The following is a 21,162-nucleotide window of genomic DNA, read 5'->3' as shown; positions in this document are numbered from 1 at the left end:
CCTAGCCTCCCATGCGGGTTTCAAGCCGCTGGACCATCTGTGCCGGCACTCTAGATTCAGAGAGTGTGGAGATCATTTCGATCTTGGCGTCTTCGGCCATGTCCGTGCGGGTTTCGACATACGCGATCAGGCGGGCACGCCGATCGTCACTGAGTTCCAGCATCAGGCTGGCTTCTTCCTGCGCCTCAAGGGGTCGGTTCAACACCCGGACCTTGATCCCTTCGCCCAGAAGCGGCGAGCGTTCGGCGACCACATCTTGTCCTGGCAGCCCGTCGCCGCGCACCAGAATGTCATCCCCCTGCCGTCGCAACAGGATCACCGGCACGGTGCTCAGGCGGTTGTCATCGTCCACCACCAGGACCTGCCCGTCCGCGCCAAGGGCCGAAGCGGGCAGGCGTATCACCTGATCCATTGGCGGCTCTTTGATCGAGACGGTGACAAAATCGCCGGGCTTCAACCCATTGGCCTTGTCCAGACGGGCAAACAATACGCGCCCGGTTTGACCCTCGCCCACGGCGGCGCTGTCGCGGGTGATCACGCCTGTGGCGTTCAGTTCCATTCCAAAGGCCGCCATGGTGATTTCAACAGGGGCCTCGATCAGCGCACCATCTTCGTCCAGCAGGCGCGCGTATTGTGCTGTTGAAACGCGAAACGCCACTTCCAACGCATCTGCGTCAATCAACGTCGCCAATTGCTCATTGGCCGTCACCACGCCGCCTGCCACGCTCGATACATCGGCCAGCGTGCCGGAAAACCCCGCAATGATCACGGTGTCATCCAACCGCCGTTGTGCCTCGGCCTTGGCAATCTCCGCGCGGCTAAGCTGGGTCGCCGCCTGATCAACGCGCGCTTCGGCCTGCGCCAAGGCTTGCCTGTCGGCCAGCACGGCCTGACGCGCTTGCGCCGCAGCCAGTTCGGCGACCTCAACCGTTGCCGCACTGCCTACGCCACGCTCCTGCAGGTCCAACTGACGTTGGAAGGCACGGGTGCGCAGGTCGGCCTGTTCGCGCCCGGCGGCCAGTTCGTCCTGGGCTAGGGCAAGCGCCCGGTCAGCCTCGCGGGTTTCCGCCTCGGCATCCAGAAGGTCGCTGTTGGCACGATCCAGTGCTGCCTGCGCATCTGCCGGATCAATCCGCGCCAAAAGCTGTCCGGCGCGAACATCGCCACCATCTTCAAACTCTGTCGCCAACTGGATCAGGGTGCCGCTGGTTTTCGCCCTGATTTCGAGAGTGCGGCGGCTTTCGACCTCGCCAAAGGCGGTCAGAACCGGCGTGATGGTTTGTTCTTCGGCGGCGATGGTGTTGACCGCAAACACACGTTCGCGCCGTTCAGGCACATTGGGTTCGCTGCTGATCCGCTCCTGCACTGCCGAGAACACCGTGTCGGCGGCATAGGCTAAAACGCCCAGCGTCAGGCTAAGTAAAAATAGGCCGATCAGGCTGTGGCGCAGAAACTGCATGGCTATAGACCTTTGAACGGGCCGCGAAAACTTGCGGGTACCTTATACTTAGCGCAATTCTTTGTCTCCCAAAGGGTTTTACGCCCCTGCCCGCTATTTCCGTCGCTGATGTTCGTCCAGCCGGGGCATGATTTCAACGAAATTGCAGGGCCGGTGGCGATAATCCAACTGGAGTTTCAGGATTTCATCCCATGCATCCTTGCAGGCCCCCGGGCTGCCGGGAAGGGCAAACAGATAGGTGCCACCCGCCACGCCGCCCGTCGCGCGGGACTGCACCGCCGAAGTGCCGATTTTCTGCATGCTGACGATGGTGAAAACGGTGCTGAATGCCTCGATTTCCTTTTCATAGACATCGCGATGCGCCTCGACCGAGACATCGCGCCCGGTCAGGCCTGTGCCACCCGTCGAGATGATCACGTCGACCGTGTCATCTGCAATCCATTCGCGCAGCTGGCCGGCGATCTGATCGCGCTCATCCCGGATAATCTGGCGATGGGCCAGAATATGCCCGGCCTCTTCCAGCCGCCCGACCAGAACATTGCCGGATTTGTCCTCATCAAGCTGGCGGGTGTCGCTGACCGTCAGAACGGCGATGCGGACGGGGATGAAGTCTTTACTGTCGTCAATGCGGGACAAGGGGCCGCTCCTTCTTCAAAAATCGAGCCAGTTGACCGTGGGGCCAAGATTGAGAATGCGGGTCGTTCCAATCTGTCCGTCGCGCCCCCAGCTGTCGTGAATATGGCCGCAAATCGCCAGCTGTGGTTGGATACGCGTAATGGCATCGTGAATGGCGGTTGAACCGACGGACAGGCCCCCCGATGTGGTATCCGCCACACCTTTGGGCGGGCTGTGGGTAATCAGGATGTCGGCGCTGCTGCAGGGTGCGAGCATATCGGCGGCTATTGTCTCGCTCAGGTCGCAGGACCATTCGCCGAACGGAGTGGGAGGGACGCCGTAGCCGAGCCCGAACAGGCTGAGGCCACTAACCTCGTGTGCCTCGCCATGCAGGATGGTCATATTGGAAAGGGCCGCATCGCGCAGCTCATCCGCACTTTCAGCATTCCCCGGGACCACGACCATCGGAGCGCTGATATCGCTTAGCAGGGCCAAGGCATCCCCCAGTCCTGTGCGCATATTGCAGAAATCCCCGGCCCCGATGACCAGATCGGCCTCATGGCTGGCCTGAACCAACGCGATGGCCCGACCGTGGGAGGCATGTAGATCTGAAAAGGCCAGAATTTTCATGGTGCCCCCCCAAGAAGCCGCGCTTTCAGCTCCAACAGATCGGCCCAGGCCTCGCGCTTGGCCGCCGGGTTGCGCAACAGGTAGGCGGGGTGGAACATTGGCAAGGCGGGTTTGCCATAGGCCTCGGCCCAGTTGCCACGCAGCCGGGTGATGCCGCGTTTGCCCAGTCCAGCGTGACAGCTGGAATTGCCCATCAGAACAATGACATCCGGGTCTATCAACTGCACATGGCGCTGCACGAAGGGCAGCAACATTGCGATTTCTTCGGGCTTCGGGTCTCGGTTCTGGGGCGGCCGCCAGGGCAGAACATTGGTGATGTAAACAGCGTTTTCGCCCCTTTCTGCGTGACGATCAAGATCAATCGCGGCCAGCATCTTGTCCAGCAATTGCCCTGCACGGCCCACGAAGGGTTTGCCTTGCGCATCTTCATCCCGCCCGGGGGCCTCGCCGATGATCATCACGCGCGCCTGCGGGTTGCCGTCCGAAAACACCAGATTGCGGGCCCCGCGTTTCAGCTCGCAATGCTCAAACGCGGCCATGGCCGTTTGAAGGCTGGCCAGATCGCCGGCGTTTTCAGCCGCTTGTCGCGCTTCGGCCACGGCATCGACTTTCGGGGCTTCGGCCACCGGTGCAGGCGTTGGTTTTGCGGGTTTCTTGGGCGCGTCTTCCAGATCATAGCGATTGATCGGGGCCTCACAGATCGCATCCGTCGCCCCAAGCTCGATCTGCCAATCGAGAAGGGCGCGGGCCGTGGCGTGATCAATCTGCGAATCCATGATGAGCAATCTAGCTGCCCGGATGGAAGAGTAAAAGCAACGCTGATCTATCCCAACCTGCACGCAAACTGCGCATCTTACACAGGTATTGTGCACATCAACGCGGTTAAGTGGCGAAATGATTGGTGAAGAGTTCAAAGTATGGCAATCGAGTTCGTAGTATTCTTGGCAGTAAATGCGATTTGCATACTATGTCTGCCTTGGCGGCTCGTGTCGCGCTATGTCGCGCTCTTTTCGATCCTGATCTTCTATGGACACATAGCAACCCCACCTGTTCATTGGTCAGATCGAGGTGTCTTTTACGAAATCTTCTTATTGGCCTTCTGGCTTTTTGTTTCGCTTACGTATCTTGCCTTCATTGTTCGATACATGCTTGAGCAACAGGCGCGCCGAAAAGACGCGCGCGGGTCGCTTGGTCGACTCGTGGAAGGCTGCGATTTTCTTCTTGCAGTCGCCGCGACCGGCCTTGTGACGGTATACATCTTTATTTGCGTCGGTTGGTTCGTAGAAGGGTCCGATCGACCGATGCAGGTGCATCTCTTGATTGGAGGAGTATGTATTTGTGCGGCTGTCGTGGCGCTCGGTTCAAAGTCTGTTGGCGTTCGGCTGTCGGCGGTAGTCTTTTCGATAATGACACCTCTACTGCTGGTATGGAGCTATTTCTGGTATCCCGAAGTCGTGTTGAAAGCCGCTAAGGTCGTTTCCCAAGATGCGCGATATTGCATCTATCTTGAAAGCCGAAAGCGTGGCGCGACCAGACGATCAGATCTTAGCTTCTTGACGTTGGACAAAAACCGGGGTCGGCCGCATGTTTCCCTGATTTTCAGGTATGGAGACGAAACGCAGTATCGCTATTGGTCTTATTATCAGAGCAGTTTTCGATCTTTGTATTGGCCCAGCAAGTTGGCGTGTGATCCATACGGTTTATCTGAGAGTTTGCGATAACTCATCTCGATCAACTTGCCCCCAATCGCGACCCCACATATAAGCACCCAAACCGGATCGGAGGCGGCATGAGCTATTCACATTCCCACCTTCTGGGGATCGAACCCCTGGCCCAGACCGATATTTCCGCAATTCTTGATCTGGCCGATCAATATGTCGATCTGAACCGGGGTGCCGTGAAGCATTCCGATGCGTTGGCCGGCCTCACCCAGATTAACATGTTTTTTGAAAACTCCACCCGCACGCAGGCCAGTTTTGAACTGGCCGGCAAACGGCTGGGCGCGGATGTGATGAACATGGCGATGCAGGCCAGTTCGATCAAAAAGGGCGAGACGCTGATTGATACTGCGCTGACCCTGAACGCGATGCACCCCGATCTTCTGGTGGTGCGTCATCCGCAATCCGGCGCGGTCGATCTGTTGGCGCAAAAGGTCAACTGCGCCGTGCTGAACGCCGGGGATGGGCGGCACGAACACCCCACACAGGCCTTGCTGGACGCGCTGACCATCCGGCGCGCCAAAGGGCGGTTGCACCGCCTGTCCATCGCGATTTGCGGGGATATTGCGCATTCCCGCGTTGCGCGCTCGAACATCATCCTGCTGGGCAAGATGGAAAACCGCATCCGTCTGATCGGCCCGCCAACCCTGATGCCCTCGCAGATTGACGAGTTTGGTGTCGAGGTGTTTGAGGATATGAATGAGGGTCTGAAAGACGTCGACGTGGTGATGATGCTGCGCCTTCAGAAAGAGCGGATGGATGGCGGCTTCATCCCGTCTGAGCGCGAGTATTATCACCGCTATGGGCTGGACGCGGACAAGCTGCGCCATGCCAAACCTGATGCCATCGTCATGCATCCTGGCCCTATGAATCGCGGTGTCGAGATTGACGGCGAGATCGCCGATGACATCAATCGCAGTGTCATTCAGGAACAGGTGGAAATGGGCGTGGCCGTGCGTATGGCGGCGATGGATCTTCTGGCCCGTAACCAACGCATCGCCCGCGAAGCCGCTGGAGTAATGGTGTGAGCGAGCGGTTCGAAATCAACGCCACCGAGCGCGGAATCGTGCGGGTTTTCACCGTCGATCTACCAGAAGAAGAGATCGAGCAGTTCGATCCCGCGTCCGCGTTGGGCGTCACCTCACTTGACCCGCAATATGCCGAACTGTTTCCGGTCAGCGATCTCAAGGGAGTCGGCCTGTCCGGCTATATGACTGAAGGGTTGGGGATCGCCGAGGACGAGTTGGACAAGGCGCGGCTTGATGCACTCAAGGGCCATGTTCTGATCGTCCTGTCGGCGGCATTCGCAGGCGAGGCCGTCACTCTGACACCCAAAGCGCCCCTGCGTTGGATCGGCACCTATACGGAAGAGCGCGCACCGGTGCAGTTTGAACCTTTGCCGGATGCCGCCGCGCAGGGCCAGATTACGCCTCAGGGCAAGAAAGCGCCCTCCGACGCCGCCATGTCGGGGCGGGTGGCGACCTTGGCGCTGCTGGTGATCTTTGTGCTGACAGGGATCATGATCTGGATTGCGGCGTCATGAATGAACTGTCTTCCCGGATGACGCCCAGCACGCCCTTGAAGGAGGGCGAAGAGGTGATCACCAGCTTTCAGGCGGATCGTAAAACCTACATTCGTGATCACGCCTGGATGGCCGCTCTGGCGATGGCCGGGGGCATGGTGGTGCTTTGGCTGATTGGCAATCCGCATCTGTGGACCGGGACGGTTGGTGGCCTTGCCGCGATCCTGATCCGGGGCGGCTATGTGGCCTCTGACGAACTGGCAGTGCGGTGGGACCTGACCAACCGCCGCCTTCTGGGCCCGCAAACCCGCGCGGTGGACTTGGGCGACATTGCCTCCGTGCGCGGCCTTGGAACTGCTGTGCAGGTGGTCACCAGGGGTGGGGACAAGCATTTACTGAAGTACCTGGCAGACAAGGATTTTGTGAAGGCCCGGATTTTGGCGGCCAAGCCCGAGGGGATGCCTGATGATTAAGGCGACAGGTTTCGGTCAACTTGCCTGCGACAAGAGGTGACACAATGAAGACCCTATTCACCAATGCCCGGTTGATTGACCCGGAGGCGCAAACCGATGATCTGGGATGGCTGTTGATTGATGACAGCGTGATCCGCGAGACGGGCACGGCTGATCCGCCTAATTCCGAGCGCATGATTGATTGCGCGGGAAAATGCCTTGCCCCTGGCATTGTCGATATTGGCGTGAAGGTGTGCGAACCGGGCGAACGGCACAAGGAAAGCTATCGCTCGGCCGGATTGGCTGCTGCGGCGGGTGGGATCACCACGATAGTCACGCGGCCCGACACCCTTCCGGCCACAGACACACCCGAGATATTGGAATTCGCCCGGCGCCGCGCGAATGAGGCCGCGCCGGTTAATGTTTTGCCGATGGCAGCGTTGACCAAGGGCCGGGAAGGCCGCGAGATGACCGAGATCGGCTTCCTGATGGATGCAGGTGCGGTAGCATTCACCGATTGCGATCACGTGGTGGCCAATACCAAGGTGTTTTCCCGTGCGCTGACCTATGCGCGCAGCTGTGGCGCGCTGGTCATGGCCCACCCGCAGGACCCAGGGTTGAGTGCGGGCGCGGCCGCGACCAGCGGCAAATTTGCGAGCTTGCGTGGTCTGCCTGCCGTGACGCCCATGGCCGAGCGGATGGGTCTGGATCGCGATATCGCCCTGCTGGAAATGACCGGCGCACGTTATCATGCGGATCAGATCACGACCGCACGGGCCCTGCCTGCGCTGGAACGGGCCAAGGCCAATGGGTTGGACATTACGGCCGGCACCAGCATCCATCACCTGACTTTGAACGAATTGGATGTCGCCGACTATCGTACCTTCTTCAAAGTCAAACCGCCTCTGCGCGCCGAGGAGGATCGGCAGGCGGTTATCGCGGCGGTGCGTGATGGGCTGATTGACGTGATCAGTTCAATGCACACGCCGCAGGATGAGGAAAGCAAACGCCTGCCCTTTGAAGAGGCCGCCAGCGGGGCGGTCGGGCTTGAGACGTTGCTGCCGGCGGCCATGCGGCTCTATCATTCGGGCGACCTCAGCCTGCCACAACTGTTCCGGGCGATGGCATTGACCCCGGCCAAAAGGTTGGGGCTGAAATCCGGGCGGCTTGGCCCGGACGCCCCTGCCGATCTGGTGCTGTTTGATCCTGACAAACCCTTTGTGCTGGATCGGTTCGCCCTGTGTTCCAAATCCAAGAATACACCGTTTGACGGGGCGCGCATGCAGGGTAAGGTGCTGGCAACTTACGTGGCCGGACAGGCCGTTTACGAGGCAGAGTGATGCCAGAAATCGAAACCTCGCTGATGCTGTTGGTCGTTTGGGCCGTGCTGGGCTATCTGGCCGGGTCCATCCCGTTTGGCATGGTGCTGGCTAAGACCATGGGCCTGGGCAACCTGCGCGAGATCGGATCGGGCAATATCGGTGCCACCAACGTGCTGCGCACCGGCAACAAGAAAGCGGCGGCATTGACCGTGCTGCTGGACGGGGCCAAGGGCGGCGCGATGGTTCTGCTGGCGCGGGCGATCACCGGCGAAGATGCCGCGCAACTGGCCGGATTGATGGCGTTTCTGGGTCACTGTTATCCGGTCTGGCTGGGCTTTAAGGGCGGCAAGGGCGTGGCCACGTTCATCGGCCTGATGCTGGCACTGGCTTGGCCGGTGGGGGTCGCGTGTTGTGCCACTTGGCTGACCGGGGCGGTGGCGACACGGATATCTTCCTTTGCGGCGATTCTCACCGCGTCTTTCAGCACGATCTGGATGGTGGTTCTGGGCTATCCCACCCTGTTCTTTCTCGGTATCGCCCTGACCTTGCTTGTCTTCTGGCGTCATCGCGAGAATATCAAGCGGCTCAGGGCCGGGACCGAGCCCAAGATCGGACAAAAGTGATATCCCGCTTTCTGGCCGCTTTTGATGTGCTGCCCCCGGGCGCGTTCGAGGCGGGATATCAAGGGCGCAGATACCTTGTCACGCGCAGTGATTTTGCCAGTGGCGCCAGCCAGAAACTGGTGGCGCACGAGCTGGGCGGGAGCGATTACATCAGCCTCAACCTGTATCGGCTGACATCCGGTGCACGGCTCAAACCCTGTGAGATGCCCGAAGCCAAGGTGATCGATTTCGTTCTGCATCTGGAGCCAGATACTCCAACAAAGTAGCGACTTTTTCGATCCCTGACGTCAGGGCAGCGGGTGCGCATTAAAACTGCCGGTTGCAATCGGGGCCTGATCTGTGCTGTGCTGTACTCAAGGGCCGCACCGGGCCGGGACACCCGATGCTAAGTGCCCGTATAGGAGATATAGTATCATCGCTTCTGGACGATCTGACCGGTTTGCCGCAGGCTTCGGCTGTGCCCCCTTTGATGGAACGACCCTTCTTGGGCCGGGGATATCAGAGGGGCCGACTTCAGAGCGCATGACGATTATTTCCCATTCCCAACATATAGCGGACAGGCCCGAGCACGCCCCAACGCCGCACCACACCTTTACCAATAAGGGAGCGCAGACGGCCCATGGCCGCGCTGACACCTGAATATGTTTGCTAACAGACAGGAGAGATAACATGTCTACCAAACGAAACCTGGCCGCAGCGATGCTGCTGAGCGCGATAAGCGCCACGGCCTTGTCGGCCCAGACGCTGGTCTATTGCTCGGAAGGCTCGCCCGAGGGCTTTGACCCGGCGCTTTACACTGCCGGTACTACATTTGACGCTTCGTCTCACCCGATCTACAACCGCCTGACCGAGTTCGAGACTGGCACCACCAACGTGATCCCCGGCCTTGCCGAAAGCTGGGAAGCCAGCGCGGATGGCACCGAGTACACCTTCAAGCTGCGTCAGGGTGTGAAGTTCCACTCCAACGACATGTTCACCCCCAGCCGTGACTTCAACGCGGATGACGTGATCTTCAGCTTTGAGCGTCAGCGCCTTGACACGCACCCCTATAACGAAGTGTCCGGTGGCACGTGGGAGTACTTTGAAGGCATGTCGATGCCTGATTTGATCAAGAGCATCGAGAAGATCGACGATTACACGGTCAAGTTCACCCTGACCCGCCCCGAAGCGCCGTTTGTTGCCAACATGGCAATGGATTTCGCTTCGATCCAGTCGGCCGAATATGGTGCCGCGATGATGGATGCAGGTACGCCCGAAATGATGAACCAGGCGCCCATCGGCACTGGTCCGTTCAGCTTTGTGGCCTATCAGAAAGACGCCGTGATCCGCTATGCCCGGAACGACGACTACTGGACCGATCCGGCCGGTGTGGAAAACCTGATCTTCGCGATCACACCCGACGCCTCGGTGCGTTATCAGAAGCTGAGCGCGGGTGAATGCCATATCATGCCTTACCCGAACCCGGCCGATGTGGCCGCGATGCAGGCGGATGAAGGCATCAACGTGCTGGAGCAGGAAGGCCTGAACGTGGGCTACCTGGGCTACAACACGCAGATGGCCCCCTTCGACAATCCGAAGGTGCGCAAGGCGCTGAACATGGCGATCGACAAGCAGGCGATCATCGACGTGGTCTTCCAGGGTTCCGGCCAGATCGCCAAAAACCCGATCCCGCCGACGATGTGGTCCTACAACGACGCCATCGAGGATGATCCTTACGATCCGGAAGCGGCCATGGCGATGCTGGAAGCCGAAGGTGTCAGCGGTCTCAACATGAAGATCTGGGCGATGCCGGTACAGCGTCCCTATAACCCCAACGCGCGGCGCATGGCCGAGCTGATGCAGGAAGACTTCGCCAAGATCGGCGTAACTGTCGAGATCGTATCCTATGAATGGGGAGAATACCTGTCCCGCTCCAAGGCGATTGATCGCGACGGTGCGGTCCTGCTGGGTTGGACCGGCGACAACGGCGACCCTGACAACTTCCTGGCTGTCCTGCTGGGCTGTGACGGTGTTGAAGCCTCGAACCGTGCACAATGGTGCCATGAACCCTTTGATGAACTGATCAAGGCCGCCAAGGTCGAGACAGATCAGGCCAAACGCACCGAGCTTTATGAGCAGGCGCAGGTCGTCTTCAAAGAGCAGGCGCCATGGGCCACCATCGCCCACTCCGTGGTCTATATGCCTACCCGCCCCGAAGTTGAGGGCTATAAGGTGCATCCGCTGGGTGGCCACATCTTCTATGGTGTGACATTGACTGAATAAGCGATGTGACCGGGGCTGCCTATTGGGGCGGCCCCGGTTCTTTTTGGGGACAGAAATGTCAGACAGATTTAGCGACCTGCGCGGCGTCGCCAAGGCCCTTGGGGTCGATGCCGTTGCGCTGGTGCCAGGACCGAATTTTACCCGCAGCATCGGGCAGGCCTTTATGAGCCACGAACGCCCGTTTGTGCTGATCGTGCCCGCAAAGGGCGCACCCGCCGCGATTGTACCCAATCTTGAGCTTGGCTCTTGGGCGCAGGTGGGTTTTGACGGTGCCGTCTATGACTGGCGCGATCAGGATGGATACCAACCCGCATTTGAGGCATTGGCCGCCGAGATGCCCCTGCGCAGAATCGCGGTTGAAGGACAGGTGATGCGGGTCTTTGTGCATCACGCGCTAAAGACCGCATTGCCTGACGTGCAGATTGTGGATGGCGAAGCGGCCATTTCCGGCCTGCGGATGATCAAGACGGATGTCGATGTGGCGGCACTGGAGGCAGCGATCGCCGTTTCCGAACGCGCACTGGACACGGTTCTGAAACGCGTCCGCGTCGGCCAGACCGAGAAAGAGATCGAAGCCCTGTTGATCCAGATGCTTTTTGCGGAAGGTGCGGATGATCTGTCGTTTGCTCCCATCGTGGCGGCGGGCGACAACTCTGCCCGGCCCCATGCCCATGCCCGTGACGTACCGGTGCAGCCGGGTGATGCTCTTCTGTTTGATTTTGGGGCAAAGAAACACGGCTTTTGCGCCGATATCACCCGTACCGTCTTTGTCGGACACGCCACGGATGAAGGCGCCGAAGTTTATGACACCGTGCTGCGCGCCAATCAGGCCGGCCACGCGGTGACACGCGCAGGCGTAAGCGCCCATGAGATAGATGATACCGTCACTGCCGTGTTGGAAGCGAGCCCTTATGCCGATCGCATTCGCACCAAGACCGGCCATGGTCTGGGTCGCGAGGTGCATGAAGCGCCCTACATTATGCGCGGTAACCATCAGGTGCTGCCTGCCGGTACGGTTTACACCAACGAACCGGGGCTGTATGCGCTGGGCAAGTTTGGCGTACGCATCGAAGATGATGTGCTGGTGACCGAAACCGGCGCACGTAACCTGACGACATTTCCAAAAGATCTGATGATAGTGGGAGCAGCCTGATGCTGAGATATTTGCTGGCGCGATTGGTGACGTTTTTGCCAACGTTTATTGGCGTGACGCTGATCTCTTTCGCCTTCATCCGGGTGTTGCCGGGCGATCCGATTATCGTGATGGCGGGCGAACGCGGCATGAGCCAGGAACGCTATGACGCCTTGCAGGCCGAGTTGGGTTTTGATCGCCCGATCCTGACGCAATACTGGGATTACCTTGCCGGTGTATTGCAAGGCGATCTGGGCAACAGCTTTGTCACCAAACGACCCGTCTGGGACGAGTTCTTTGCTTTGTTTCCAGCCACTTTGGAGCTGTCGATCTGTGCAATGATCCTAGCGATTGCTTTGGGTCTGCCTGCAGGCGTTATTGCGGCGGTGAACCGGGGCAAGTTTTTTGACCGCACGCTGATGTCCGCGGCGCTTGTGGGTTATTCGATGCCGATCTTCTGGTGGGCCTTGTTGCTGATCATCGTGTTCAGCGGCAATCTGGGCTGGACGCCGGTGTCGGGGCGGATCGAACTTCTCTATTTTTTCGATGATGTCACCGGCTTCATGCTGATCGACAGCCTGCTCAGTGGGCAGGAGGGTGCGTTTAAATCTGCCGTCCGCCACCTGATCCTGCCAACCATTGTGCTGGGTACCATCCCGCTTGCGGTGATCGCGCGGCAGACCCGTTCGGCCATGCTTGAGGTTTTGAGCGAAGATTACATCCGTACGGCCCGCGCCAAGGGCCTCAGTCCCGGGCGGATCAACGGGCTGCATGCGTTGCGCAACGCGCTGATCCCGGTCATCACGGTGATCGGGCTGTCGGTGGGCACATTGCTGGCCGGGGCCATCCTGACCGAGACGATCTTCAGCTGGCCGGGTATCGGCAAATGGATGGTCGATAGCATTTCACGGCGCGACTATCCGGTGGTGCAGGGCGGGTTGATGATGATCGCCCTGATCGTGATGCTGGTCAATCTGACGGTCGATGTTCTCTACGGCCTCATCAACCCCAAAGTCAGGAAGCAATGATGAGCGACGCAACCCAAAACACAACCGAGGCCCGCCCGGGCCGTCTGCGCGAATTCTGGTACTACTTCAGCGAAAACCGCGGCGCTGTGATCGGCCTTTACGTCTTTTTCGCCTTCGTGATCATGGCTGCCGGGGCCGATCTTCTGGCCCCCTACAGCCCGACCGAACAGTTCCGCGAATACACGCTTGTCCCCCCGTTCTGGCAGGAAGGCGGCAGCACCGACTTTCTGCTGGGCACCGATCCTTTAGGCCGGGATATGCTGTCGCGCCTGCTGCATGGCGCGCGGTTCTCATTCCTAGTTGGACTTGTGGTGGTCACGGTTGCCTCGATTGGCGGGATCACCGTGGGTCTGCTGGCCGGGTTCGCCCCGAAGTGGGTCGACACGATCATCATGCGGATTATGGACATCATCCTGTCCTTCCCCTCGCTGCTTCTGGCACTGGTCCTGGTGGCCATTCTGGGGCCGTCCCTAACCAACGCGATGCTGGCCATCGCCATCGTTTTGCAGCCTCATTATGTGCGCCTGACGCGGGCCGCCGTGCTGTCGGAACGCTCCAAAGACTATGTGACCTCGGCGCGCGTGGCTGGGGCCAGCCTGCCGCACCGGATGGTCAAGACCGTGCTGCCCAATTGCATGGCCCCGATCATAGTACAAGCGGCGTTGTCCTTTTCTACCGCGATCCTTGATGTGGCGGCGCTGGGCTTCCTTGGCATGGGGGCGCAACCGCCCACACCGGAATGGGGCACAATGCTGGCCGAGGCGCGCGAATTTATCCTGCGCGCGTGGTGGGTGGTGACACTGCCCGGCCTTGCGATCCTGATCACGGTGCTGGCGATCAACCTGATGGGTGATGGCCTGCGCGACGCGCTTGATCCGAAACTGAAGAGAAGCTGACGACATGGCATTATTGGAAATCAGAAATCTCTCGGTCGACTTTTCCACCTCAGGCGGGCAATTCCGCGCGGTGGACGGTGTCGACCTCAGTGTCGATGCAGGTGACATCACGGCCATCGTCGGCGAAAGCGGGTCGGGTAAATCGGTCTCGATGCTGGCAATGATGGGCCTGCTGCCCTGGACCGCCACGATCACGGCCGATGTGCTGGAGTTTGACGGTCGCGATCTGCGCACGCTGAACAAAAAGGCGCGACGCAAACTGGTTGGCCGCGACATCGCGATGATCTTTCAGGAGCCGATGTCGTCACTGAACCCCTGTTTCACGGTCGGTTTCCAGATCAAGGAAATGATCCGTCAACATATGGGGCTGTCGGGGGCGCAGCGCCACAGGCGGGCAGTTGAGCTGCTGGATCAGGTCGGCATCCCCGACCCCGAAAGCCGTCTCAACGTTTTCCCGCACCAATTGTCGGGCGGCATGAACCAGCGGGTGATGATCGCCATGTCCATCGCCTGTAATCCCCGCCTTTTGATCGCGGATGAACCCACGACAGCTCTGGACGTGACCATTCAGGCGCAGATCCTTGACCTGCTGACGGGCCTTCAGAAAGACCGCGATATGGCGCTGATCCTGATCACCCACGATATGGGCGTGGTCGCCGAAACGGCCGAGCGGGTCAGCGTGCAATATGCCGGTCAGAAGGTCGAGGAACAGCCGGTGGTCGGCTTGTTCCAGACCCCGCACCATCCCTATACGGCGGCCCTGCTGGATGCGCTGCCCGAGCGGGCGACGGACAAGCATCTGCCCACCATTCCCGGCGTTGTGCCCGGACAGTTTGACCGCCCCCAGGGGTGTCTGTTCTCACCCCGGTGCCGGTTTGCCGATGACAAGTGCCGCAAGACGCCGCCCAAACCACAATCACGGGAATTGGGCTTTGCCCGCTGCCATTATCCCCTTGCTGCCGAGGTAGACGCATGAGCGATCCAATCGTTACAGCCACCGGCCTGTCGCGCCACTACGATGTCAGGGGCGGCTTTCTGGCCAAACCGAAAGTGGTCAAGGCCCTGTCCGAGGCAAGCTTCACCCTGACCCCTGGCAAAACCCTTGCCATTGTGGGTGAATCTGGCTGCGGGAAATCCACCCTCGCGCGGCTGATCACCCTGATCGAGGAACCCACCGCCGGGACGCTCAGCATTGGCGGAACCGAGGCCGTGCCGGATACATGGGACGAACTGCGTTCCTCCGTTCAGATCATCTTTCAGGATCCATATGGCAGTCTGAACCCGCGCCACCGCATCGGCACCATTCTGGAAGAGCCGCTGCGCATCAACCAGCCGGATCTGGGGCGTGAGGCGATCGAGGCCAAGGCCCGCGAAATGCTGGAACTGGTCGGTCTGCGCCCCGAACATTACGACCGCTACCCGCATATGTTTTCGGGTGGACAGCGTCAGCGGATCGCCGTGGCCCGCGCCCTGATGCTGGAACCCGAGGTGCTGGTTCTGGACGAGCCGGTGTCGGCGCTCGATCTGTCGATCCAGTCGCAGATTTTGAACCTTCTGGTCGATCTGCAGGAACGGTTGGGGCTGGCCTATCTGTTCATCTCGCACGACCTGTCTGTGGTCAAACATATGGCCGACGATATCATCGTGATGTATTTGGGCCGCCCGGTCGAGGCCGGCCCGATTGAAGAGGTCACCGCCAACCCCCTGCATCCCTATACCCGCGCGCTGCTCTCCGCCACGCCCGTGGCCGATCCCACTGCCGAGAAGCACCGCATCAAGCTGGAAGGCGAATTGCCCTCCCCGCTGAACGTCCCCGACGGCTGCGCCTTCGCGCCGCGCTGCTGGAAAGTGCAAGACCGCTGCCGCGCCCAACGTCCCGAACTGGCCGGCGTGTCACAGGAAGTGGCGTGTTTTTACCCGGAAGGGGTGAGCGTTAATCAGACGAGTTGATTGATTGGGGTTTCGGGCAATCAGTTTACTGTCCACTTGTGGAAAACCTCATGCTGGCAGGCGCGTGACATAAAACGGCGCTCAATTGTCTAAAGGTTTGAGCCTGCCTCAGGCCGTTTAACAACACCGCAGGCGCCCGGCCCATCGTTCGTTGACTGAAAGTCGATTGCTCTGCAATCGACGCAGGGGGGCCACCCCACGGTCTGCCGATGGGTCGGGCTAAACCACCACTTCCATCGTCTCCTGCTCTCCAACCCCGAACACCCGCTTATAGCGTTCCACTTCCTCAACCGGGCCCATGGCTTTGTTGGGGTTGTCGGACAGTTTGACGGTGGGTTTGCCGTCCGCCGCGACGGCTTTGCAGACGAGGGAGAAGGGCAGCAGGGCGTCGTCCTTGGTCAGGCCGCGGAAATCGTTTGTCAGCAGGGTGCCCCAGCCGAACGAGACTTTCACCCGGCCGGAGAACTGTTGGTGCAGCGCGATAATCTTGTCCGCGTCCAGCCCGTCCGAGAAGATCACCAGCTTTTCGCTGGGGTCTTCGCCACGGGCTTTCCACCAGTCGATTGCGATTTCCGCGCCGGTTGCCGGGTCGCCCGAGTCGATGCGGATGCCGGTCCACCCGGCCAGCCAGTCAGGCGCGTTGTCCAGAAATCCCTTCGTGCCGTAAGTGTCCGGCAGGATGACGCGCAGGTTGCCGTCATGCTCTTCGTGCCAGTCGCTTAAGACCTCATAGGGTGCACGGGCCAGTTCGGCGTCATCCTTGGCCAGGGCGGCATAAACCATCGGCAGTTCATGGGCGTTGGTGCCGATCGCCTCAAGATCGCGGTTCTTGGCAATCAGGCAGTTCGAGGTGCCTACGAAGGTCTCGCCCAGACCTTCGCCCATGGCCTGCACGCACCAGTCCTGCCACAGGAAGGAATGCCGCCGCCGCGTGCCGAAATCGGCGATGCGCAACCCGTCGATGCCGCGTAGGCGTTCTACCTTTTCCCAGACGCGGGTCATGGCGCGGGCATAAAGCACCTGCAGTTCGAATTTCTTCATACCGTGCAGCACCGCGCGCGACCGCAGTTCCATCAGCACGGCAAGCGCCGGGATTTCCCACAGCATCACCTCGGGCCAAGACCCTTCAAACGTCAGTTCATACTGCCCATCGCATTTTTCCAATTCGTAAGGCGGCAGGCGCAGCGCCTCGAACCAGTCCATGAATTCGGGCGTGAACATCTGGCGTTTGCCGTAAAACGTGTTGCCGCGCATCCATGTGCTTTCCCCCCGGGTCAGTGACAGCGAGCGGATATGATCCAGCTGTTCGCGCAACTCACCCTCGTCCACCAACTCGGCCAGACGGATGTGTTTTGAGCGGTTGATCAGCGAAAACCGCACCTGCGTGTCCGGCTTGTTTCGGAAAATAGACTGACACATCAGGAGTTTATAGAAATCCGTGTCGATCAGGGACCGCACAATCGGGTCGATCTTCCATTTGTGATTATGAACGCGGGTGGCGATGTCCAAGATGCAGCTCCGATGCTGTTGCGCAGGGCAGGTTAGGGGAGGGCGAGGCCCAAGTGCAAGGCCTAGAGCAGGGTAACGCCCGCGCCTCGCATGCCTTGTTTGGCAGCGTTCAGCGAGCCATCAAAATCAATCGCGCGGCACAGGCCAAGGTCAACGGTGACGTCATAGCCCAGTTTGGCCGCATCGACAGCCGAGTAATTGACGCAGAAATCGGTGGCAAGGCCGACCATGGTCAGCGTCGTGATCCCGCGTTCGCGCAGATAGCCGTGCAGGCCGGTCGGGGTTTCGTGATCGTTCTCGAAAAACGCCGAATAGCTGTCGATCGCGGGGTTGTATCCCTTGCGCACGATCATATCGGCGCGGGAGGTGTTAAGGCCTGCGTGAAATGCCGATCCATCGCTGCCCTGAATGCAGTGATCCGGCCACAAAACCTGCGGGCCATAGGGCATCTCGATCATCTCCATCGCGGCCTTGCCGGGATGGGAGGACGCGAAGGATGAATGCCCTGCCGGATGCCAATCCTGCGTCAGGATCACAGCAGCAAACGCGTCCATCCGGGTGTTGATGCCCGGTACGATTTCATCTCCGCCCGCCACGGCCAGCGCGCCGCCCGGGCAGAAATCATTTTGCACATCAATGACGATCAGCGCCTGGGTCATCGGCTCTTACTCCTTGTGGCTTTCCACAGGAGTAGGCAGCCCCCACGCCCGCGTCAATGCCAACCGCCCTCTCTTGATCTGTGTCGGCAAGAGGCCTAGCGTCGCCGGGACAGTTGGATCAGGCAAAGGGGAGACACATGGCGGATTACACAGTTTACGGCTATCGCGAAAGCGGATCAGCTGCCATCGAAGTGGCCCTTGTCGCGGCTAACATCCCCTTCACCTTTCACGATCTGGACGCAGAAAACGGTGCGCTGGAAACGGTCGAATTCAGGACGATCAACCCCCGTGGTCAGGTGCCCGCTGTCATGCATCCCGATGGGTCGATCATCACCGAGGTGCCTGCGATCCTGAACCACTTTGCCGATGCGTTCCCCGAAAGCGGCCTCGCCCCGGCACCGGGCAGTTCCGCCCGTGCACAGCATGATCGCTGGCTCGCCTTCCTGCACGCCAATGTTTACGAGGCCGTACTGCGCTATTTCTACACCGACCGCTACACCGATGATTCCGCCAGCGTGCCCGCCGTGCAATCCGCCGCGAAATCCTATATCTCTCGCCATCTGGCCCTGTTTGGCGATGCTATTGCCAAGGGCCCGTTCTTGTTTGGCGATCAGCCCTATAATGTCGATTATCTTGCCTGGACGCTCACAACCTGGCTTGATCCAGAACTGGTGCAATCATCCAGCCCGGCCGTGGCGCGCCTGGCGCAGGCCCTCGCCACGCACCCCGGTCTGGAAGAGGTGGTCGCGCTCAACACGGAATAGCAAGGGCTTGCACCGTCCTCGTCAAACGCCTAAATCCGCCGACATGTTTACCATCGCTGCCCTCTATCATTTCACCCGCTTCGACGATCTAGAGGCCATCCAAAAGCCGCTGGCACAGCTGTGCTGTAATCAGGGCATCTCGGGCTCTCTTCTGCTGGCGCATGAGGGGATCAACGGCACGATTGCCGGGCCACGTGCGGGCATCGACGCCGTCTTGGCCCATATCCGCGCCTTGCCGGGCTGTGCAGATCTGGAATGGAAAGAAAGCGAAAGCGCCGAACAACCCTTTCGCCGTATGAAAGTGCGCCTGAAAAAAGAGATCGTGACAATGGGTCAACCCAATGTCGATCCGCGCGCTTCCGTGGGCCATTATGTTGACCCTGCCGATTGGAATGCGTTGATCCAAAGCCCGGATGTGGCCGTGATCGACACCCGCAACGATTACGAAGTCGCCATCGGTACGTTTGAAGGCGCGGTTGATCCTGAAACTGCCGGCTTCCGGGACTTCCCGGCGTGGTGGGAAGAGAACAAACATCGCTTTCACAACAAACGCATCGCGATGTTCTGTACCGGCGGCATCCGCTGCGAGAAATCCACCAATTATCTGCTGGGGCAGGGGGTGGAGGATGTCTATCACCTGAAAGGCGGCATTCTGAAATATCTCGAAGAGGTGCCTGAAGCGAACAGCACCTGGCAGGGCGATTGCTTTGTCTTCGATGGCCGCGTCTCGGTCAGTCACGGGCTTAAGGAAGGCCCGCACGCGCTGTGCTATGCCTGCCGCCGCCCGATCCTGCCCGCCGATATGGACCGCCCCGAGTACGAACATGGTGTGTCCTGCCACCAGTGCATTGACGAGACGTCAGAGGACGACAAGGGCCGCTTTCGCGAGCGTCAGAAACAGATTGCCTTGTCCGAGCAACGTGGCGAACGCCATATGGGCTTTCTCTGAGCCTTGGCCTTGCCCGCAAGTCAGGCTATCACCAATCCAACCGACCCGGAGTGCCTGATGAGCGACGCCCCAAACCCCAGCGATATTGCCCGCGACGTGCTGCGCATTGAAAGCGATGCACTTGGCCAGATGCGCGCCGAGCTGCCCAAGGATTTCGATGACGCGGTCGAGCGGCTTTTGGATGTGCAGGGCCGCGTTGTGGTCTCGGGCATGGGCAAATCGGGCCATGTGGCGGCCAAGATCGCGGCCACCATGGCCAGTACCGGCACCCCGGCGCAATATGTCCACCCGGGCGAGGCCAGCCATGGGGATCTGGGCATGATCACGCAGGCCGACGCGCTGATCCTGATCTCGAACTCGGGTGAGACCAAAGAGCTGGCTGATATCATCGCCCATGCCAAACGTTTTGCCATCCCGCTGGTGGCGATGACCAAAAAGCCCGAGGGCACCTTGGGTCGGCAGGCCGATTACGTGCTGGACCTGCCGGATGCACCCGAGGCTTGCGGTATTGGCATGGCGCCCACCACCTCGACCACCTGCGCGGTTGCGATGGGCGATGCGCTGGCCGTGGCGCTGATGAAACTGCGCGGGTTCGAGCGCGAGAACTTCCTCGCCTTCCATCCGGGCGGCAGTCTGGGCGCGCAGTTGTTGACGGTCTCAGCCGTGATGCACAAAGGCGATGACCTGCCCGTCGTGCACCAGGCCACCCCGATGAGCGAGACCTTGTTGGAAATGACTGCCAAGGGCTTTGGCGTGGCCGCCGTGATCGAGAATGGCAAACTGACTGGCGTGATCACGGACGGCGATTTGCGTCGTAATCTGGATGACCTGATGGCCCGCAAAGCCGGTGAAGTCGCCACGCGCGACCCAAGCACGATTTCCCCTCAGGCTCTGTTGTCCGAGGCCTTGGGCGTGATGAACACACGCAAGATCAGCGCCTTGTTTGCCGTGGATGGTGATGGAACCCTTCAGGGCCTCGTGCATATCCACGACATCCTGCGCACCGGTCTGGCCTGATCTTCATCTTCACTTTGCCAACAATACTCCCGCCGGAGGCATCCAGCCGCGCCACGAGCTGCGAGGTTTTGTGTTACGCGTCAGCATTCCAATTGCTCCGAGGAGGACGTCAGGACGACGAGATATCAAGTGTGCGTAGCACTCATTTCGATCACGCCCGTTCATCCTTGGGCGATCCCATCACCACGTAGGATGTGATCGAATTCACCTGCGGCAGCGTGCCGATCACATCCGTGTGGAAGGATTTGTAAGCGGCCAACCCTTCCACTTCGATCCGCACCAGATATTCGACGGTGCCGGTGATGTTGTGGCACTCGACCACCTCAGGGGCGATGGTCATGGCGCGCTCAAATGCCTCCTGGCTGGCCTTGGTGTGCGAGTTCAGCCCAACCGCCGCATAGGCGACAAATCCAACGCCCATCGCGGACTTGTCCAGCACCGCGCGATAGCCCTTGATCACCCCGCGCCGTTCCAAATCCTGCACCCGGCGCAGACAGGCCGAAGGTGACAGGCCCACGCGATCTGCCAAGTCAAGATTGCTGATCCGACCGTCACGTCCAAGCTCACGCAATATATTGTCGTTTATTTGGTCCATATTGCCGATACATTGTTAAGATAATTCATCTATATCAATAATTCGCAATTCAAATGCGTA

At 59.8% G+C, this 21,162-nt stretch carries 23 protein-coding genes; 16 read left to right on the top strand and 7 right to left on the bottom strand.

Translation table 11 applies throughout. The features are described 5' to 3' along the window. Position 1 precedes the first annotated feature (1 nt). From V6N02_RS11370 to V6N02_RS11355, 4 genes are all read right to left on the bottom strand, one after another. Entirely contained in the window at positions 2-1,459 is a 1,458-nt protein-coding gene (locus V6N02_RS11370) for an efflux RND transporter periplasmic adaptor subunit (RefSeq protein WP_371225699.1), read from the bottom strand. A gap of 93 nt (positions 1,460-1,552) precedes the next feature. Beyond that, complete coding sequence (moaB, locus tag V6N02_RS11365) at positions 1,553-2,095, bottom strand: molybdenum cofactor biosynthesis protein B (protein WP_371225698.1); 543 nt, start codon at positions 2,093-2,095, stop codon at positions 1,553-1,555. 15 nt (positions 2,096-2,110) lie between these two features. After that, positions 2,111-2,704, bottom strand: a complete 594-nt coding sequence (locus V6N02_RS11360; RefSeq protein WP_371225697.1) for a metallophosphoesterase family protein — start codon at positions 2,702-2,704, stop codon at positions 2,111-2,113. Then, entirely contained in the window at positions 2,701-3,480 is a 780-nt protein-coding gene (locus V6N02_RS11355; protein WP_371225696.1) for a uracil-DNA glycosylase, read from the bottom strand. Before V6N02_RS11355 ends, V6N02_RS11360 begins: the two co-directional genes overlap by 4 nt. 210 nt (positions 3,481-3,690) lie before the next feature. Between V6N02_RS11355 and V6N02_RS11350 the strand changes: the two genes are divergently transcribed. From V6N02_RS11350 to V6N02_RS11290, 13 genes are all read left to right on the top strand, one after another. Continuing rightward, on the top strand, positions 3,691-4,425 hold the full coding sequence (locus V6N02_RS11350; protein ID WP_371225695.1) for a hypothetical protein: 735 nt from the start codon (positions 3,691-3,693) through the stop codon (positions 4,423-4,425). A 68-nt stretch (positions 4,426-4,493) separates the two neighbouring features. Further along, positions 4,494-5,450, top strand: coding sequence for an aspartate carbamoyltransferase catalytic subunit (locus V6N02_RS11345; protein WP_371225694.1), 957 nt, complete (start codon positions 4,494-4,496; stop codon positions 5,448-5,450). Next, positions 5,447-5,965, top strand: coding sequence for a hypothetical protein (locus tag V6N02_RS11340; RefSeq protein ID WP_371225693.1), 519 nt, complete (start codon positions 5,447-5,449; stop codon positions 5,963-5,965). Before V6N02_RS11345 ends, V6N02_RS11340 begins: the two co-directional genes overlap by 4 nt. Next, positions 5,962-6,417 (top strand): hypothetical protein, encoded by a 456-nt coding sequence (locus V6N02_RS11335; protein ID WP_371225692.1) that lies wholly within the window; start codon positions 5,962-5,964, stop codon positions 6,415-6,417. The genes V6N02_RS11340 and V6N02_RS11335 overlap by 4 nt, the downstream gene beginning before the upstream one ends. A 44-nt stretch (positions 6,418-6,461) precedes the next feature. After that, complete coding sequence (pyrC, locus tag V6N02_RS11330; RefSeq protein ID WP_371225691.1) at positions 6,462-7,736, top strand: dihydroorotase; 1,275 nt, start codon at positions 6,462-6,464, stop codon at positions 7,734-7,736. Further along, positions 7,736-8,341, top strand: coding sequence for a glycerol-3-phosphate 1-O-acyltransferase PlsY (plsY, locus tag V6N02_RS11325; protein WP_371225690.1), 606 nt, complete (start codon positions 7,736-7,738; stop codon positions 8,339-8,341). Before pyrC ends, plsY begins: the two co-directional genes overlap by 1 nt. Next, the gene (locus V6N02_RS11320; RefSeq protein ID WP_371225689.1) at positions 8,338-8,607 is read left to right on the top strand and encodes a hypothetical protein; all 270 of its coding nucleotides are present in this window, start codon (positions 8,338-8,340) and stop codon (positions 8,605-8,607) included. Before plsY ends, V6N02_RS11320 begins: the two co-directional genes overlap by 4 nt. 403 nt (positions 8,608-9,010) lie before the next feature. Then, entirely contained in the window at positions 9,011-10,603 is a 1,593-nt protein-coding gene (locus V6N02_RS11315) for an ABC transporter substrate-binding protein (RefSeq protein WP_371225688.1), read from the top strand. Between the two features lie 55 nt (positions 10,604-10,658). Continuing rightward, positions 10,659-11,756, top strand: a complete 1,098-nt coding sequence (locus tag V6N02_RS11310; RefSeq protein WP_371225687.1) for a M24 family metallopeptidase — start codon at positions 10,659-10,661, stop codon at positions 11,754-11,756. Then, positions 11,756-12,763 carry an ABC transporter permease subunit gene (locus tag V6N02_RS11305; RefSeq protein WP_371225686.1) on the top strand — a complete coding sequence of 336 codons (1,008 nt, stop codon included), beginning with the start codon at positions 11,756-11,758 and terminating at the stop codon, positions 12,761-12,763. The genes V6N02_RS11310 and V6N02_RS11305 overlap by 1 nt, the downstream gene beginning before the upstream one ends. Beyond that, positions 12,763-13,659 carry an ABC transporter permease subunit gene (locus tag V6N02_RS11300; RefSeq protein WP_371225685.1) on the top strand — a complete coding sequence of 299 codons (897 nt, stop codon included), beginning with the start codon at positions 12,763-12,765 and terminating at the stop codon, positions 13,657-13,659. Before V6N02_RS11305 ends, V6N02_RS11300 begins: the two co-directional genes overlap by 1 nt. Before the next feature lie 4 nt (positions 13,660-13,663). Further along, entirely contained in the window at positions 13,664-14,635 is a 972-nt protein-coding gene (locus V6N02_RS11295; protein WP_371225684.1) for an ABC transporter ATP-binding protein, read from the top strand. Then, the gene (locus tag V6N02_RS11290; RefSeq protein WP_371225683.1) at positions 14,632-15,609 is read left to right on the top strand and encodes an ABC transporter ATP-binding protein; all 978 of its coding nucleotides are present in this window, start codon (positions 14,632-14,634) and stop codon (positions 15,607-15,609) included. Before V6N02_RS11295 ends, V6N02_RS11290 begins: the two co-directional genes overlap by 4 nt. Before the next feature lie 219 nt (positions 15,610-15,828). Here V6N02_RS11290 and pncB read toward each other — a convergent pair whose 3' ends face one another. Then, positions 15,829-17,121, bottom strand: coding sequence for a nicotinate phosphoribosyltransferase (pncB, locus tag V6N02_RS11285; RefSeq protein WP_371225846.1), 1,293 nt, complete (start codon positions 17,119-17,121; stop codon positions 15,829-15,831). A 59-nt stretch (positions 17,122-17,180) separates the two neighbouring features. Further along, the gene (pncA, locus tag V6N02_RS11280; protein ID WP_371225682.1) at positions 17,181-17,777 is read right to left on the bottom strand and encodes a bifunctional nicotinamidase/pyrazinamidase; all 597 of its coding nucleotides are present in this window, start codon (positions 17,775-17,777) and stop codon (positions 17,181-17,183) included. Between the two features lie 137 nt (positions 17,778-17,914). On the opposite strand from pncA, the gene V6N02_RS11275 reads away from it, so the two are divergent. The 3 genes from V6N02_RS11275 to V6N02_RS11265 are packed head-to-tail and all read left to right on the top strand — an operon-like array spanning position 17,915 to position 20,507. After that, on the top strand, positions 17,915-18,541 hold the full coding sequence (locus V6N02_RS11275; protein WP_371225681.1) for a glutathione S-transferase family protein: 627 nt from the start codon (positions 17,915-17,917) through the stop codon (positions 18,539-18,541). 43 nt (positions 18,542-18,584) lie between these two features. Next, complete coding sequence (gene trhO, locus V6N02_RS11270) at positions 18,585-19,490, top strand: oxygen-dependent tRNA uridine(34) hydroxylase TrhO (protein WP_371225680.1); 906 nt, start codon at positions 18,585-18,587, stop codon at positions 19,488-19,490. Between the two features lie 57 nt (positions 19,491-19,547). Further along, positions 19,548-20,507, top strand: a complete 960-nt coding sequence (locus tag V6N02_RS11265; RefSeq protein ID WP_371225679.1) for a KpsF/GutQ family sugar-phosphate isomerase — start codon at positions 19,548-19,550, stop codon at positions 20,505-20,507. A 151-nt stretch (positions 20,508-20,658) separates the two neighbouring features. On the opposite strand, the gene V6N02_RS11260 is transcribed toward V6N02_RS11265, so the two are convergent. After that, the gene (locus V6N02_RS11260; protein ID WP_371225678.1) at positions 20,659-21,102 is read right to left on the bottom strand and encodes an Lrp/AsnC family transcriptional regulator; all 444 of its coding nucleotides are present in this window, start codon (positions 21,100-21,102) and stop codon (positions 20,659-20,661) included. Positions 21,103-21,162: the final 60 nt, after the last annotated feature.

Source organism: Roseovarius conchicola (genome assembly GCF_041403425.1).
Lineage (GTDB): Bacteria > Pseudomonadota > Alphaproteobacteria > Rhodobacterales > Rhodobacteraceae > Roseovarius > Roseovarius conchicola.
The sequence above is the reverse complement of the archived record's forward strand: the minus strand, read 5'-3'. Positions and strand labels throughout refer to the sequence as shown.

Coding starts and splice junctions, on each gene's coding strand:
- V6N02_RS11370 (WP_371225699.1), bottom strand. CDS start 1,459: ATGCAGTTTCTGCGCCACAGCCTGATCGGCCTATTTTTACTTAGCCTG.
- V6N02_RS11360 (WP_371225697.1), bottom strand. CDS start 2,704: ATGAAAATTCTGGCCTTTTCAGATCTACATGCCTCCCACGGTCGGGCC.
- V6N02_RS11355 (WP_371225696.1), bottom strand. CDS start 3,480: ATGGATTCGCAGATTGATCACGCCACGGCCCGCGCCCTTCTCGATTGG.
- V6N02_RS11345 (WP_371225694.1), top strand. CDS start 4,494: ATGAGCTATTCACATTCCCACCTTCTGGGGATCGAACCCCTGGCCCAG.
- V6N02_RS11335 (WP_371225692.1), top strand. CDS start 5,962: ATGAATGAACTGTCTTCCCGGATGACGCCCAGCACGCCCTTGAAGGAG.
- pyrC (WP_371225691.1), top strand. CDS start 6,462: ATGAAGACCCTATTCACCAATGCCCGGTTGATTGACCCGGAGGCGCAA.
- plsY (WP_371225690.1), top strand. CDS start 7,736: ATGCCAGAAATCGAAACCTCGCTGATGCTGTTGGTCGTTTGGGCCGTG.
- V6N02_RS11315 (WP_371225688.1), top strand. CDS start 9,011: ATGTCTACCAAACGAAACCTGGCCGCAGCGATGCTGCTGAGCGCGATA.
- V6N02_RS11310 (WP_371225687.1), top strand. CDS start 10,659: ATGTCAGACAGATTTAGCGACCTGCGCGGCGTCGCCAAGGCCCTTGGG.
- V6N02_RS11305 (WP_371225686.1), top strand. CDS start 11,756: ATGCTGAGATATTTGCTGGCGCGATTGGTGACGTTTTTGCCAACGTTT.
- V6N02_RS11300 (WP_371225685.1), top strand. CDS start 12,763: ATGAGCGACGCAACCCAAAACACAACCGAGGCCCGCCCGGGCCGTCTG.
- V6N02_RS11295 (WP_371225684.1), top strand. CDS start 13,664: ATGGCATTATTGGAAATCAGAAATCTCTCGGTCGACTTTTCCACCTCA.
- V6N02_RS11290 (WP_371225683.1), top strand. CDS start 14,632: ATGAGCGATCCAATCGTTACAGCCACCGGCCTGTCGCGCCACTACGAT.
- pncA (WP_371225682.1), bottom strand. CDS start 17,777: ATGACCCAGGCGCTGATCGTCATTGATGTGCAAAATGATTTCTGCCCG.
- V6N02_RS11275 (WP_371225681.1), top strand. CDS start 17,915: ATGGCGGATTACACAGTTTACGGCTATCGCGAAAGCGGATCAGCTGCC.
- trhO (WP_371225680.1), top strand. CDS start 18,585: ATGTTTACCATCGCTGCCCTCTATCATTTCACCCGCTTCGACGATCTA.
- V6N02_RS11265 (WP_371225679.1), top strand. CDS start 19,548: ATGAGCGACGCCCCAAACCCCAGCGATATTGCCCGCGACGTGCTGCGC.
- V6N02_RS11260 (WP_371225678.1), bottom strand. CDS start 21,102: ATGGACCAAATAAACGACAATATATTGCGTGAGCTTGGACGTGACGGT.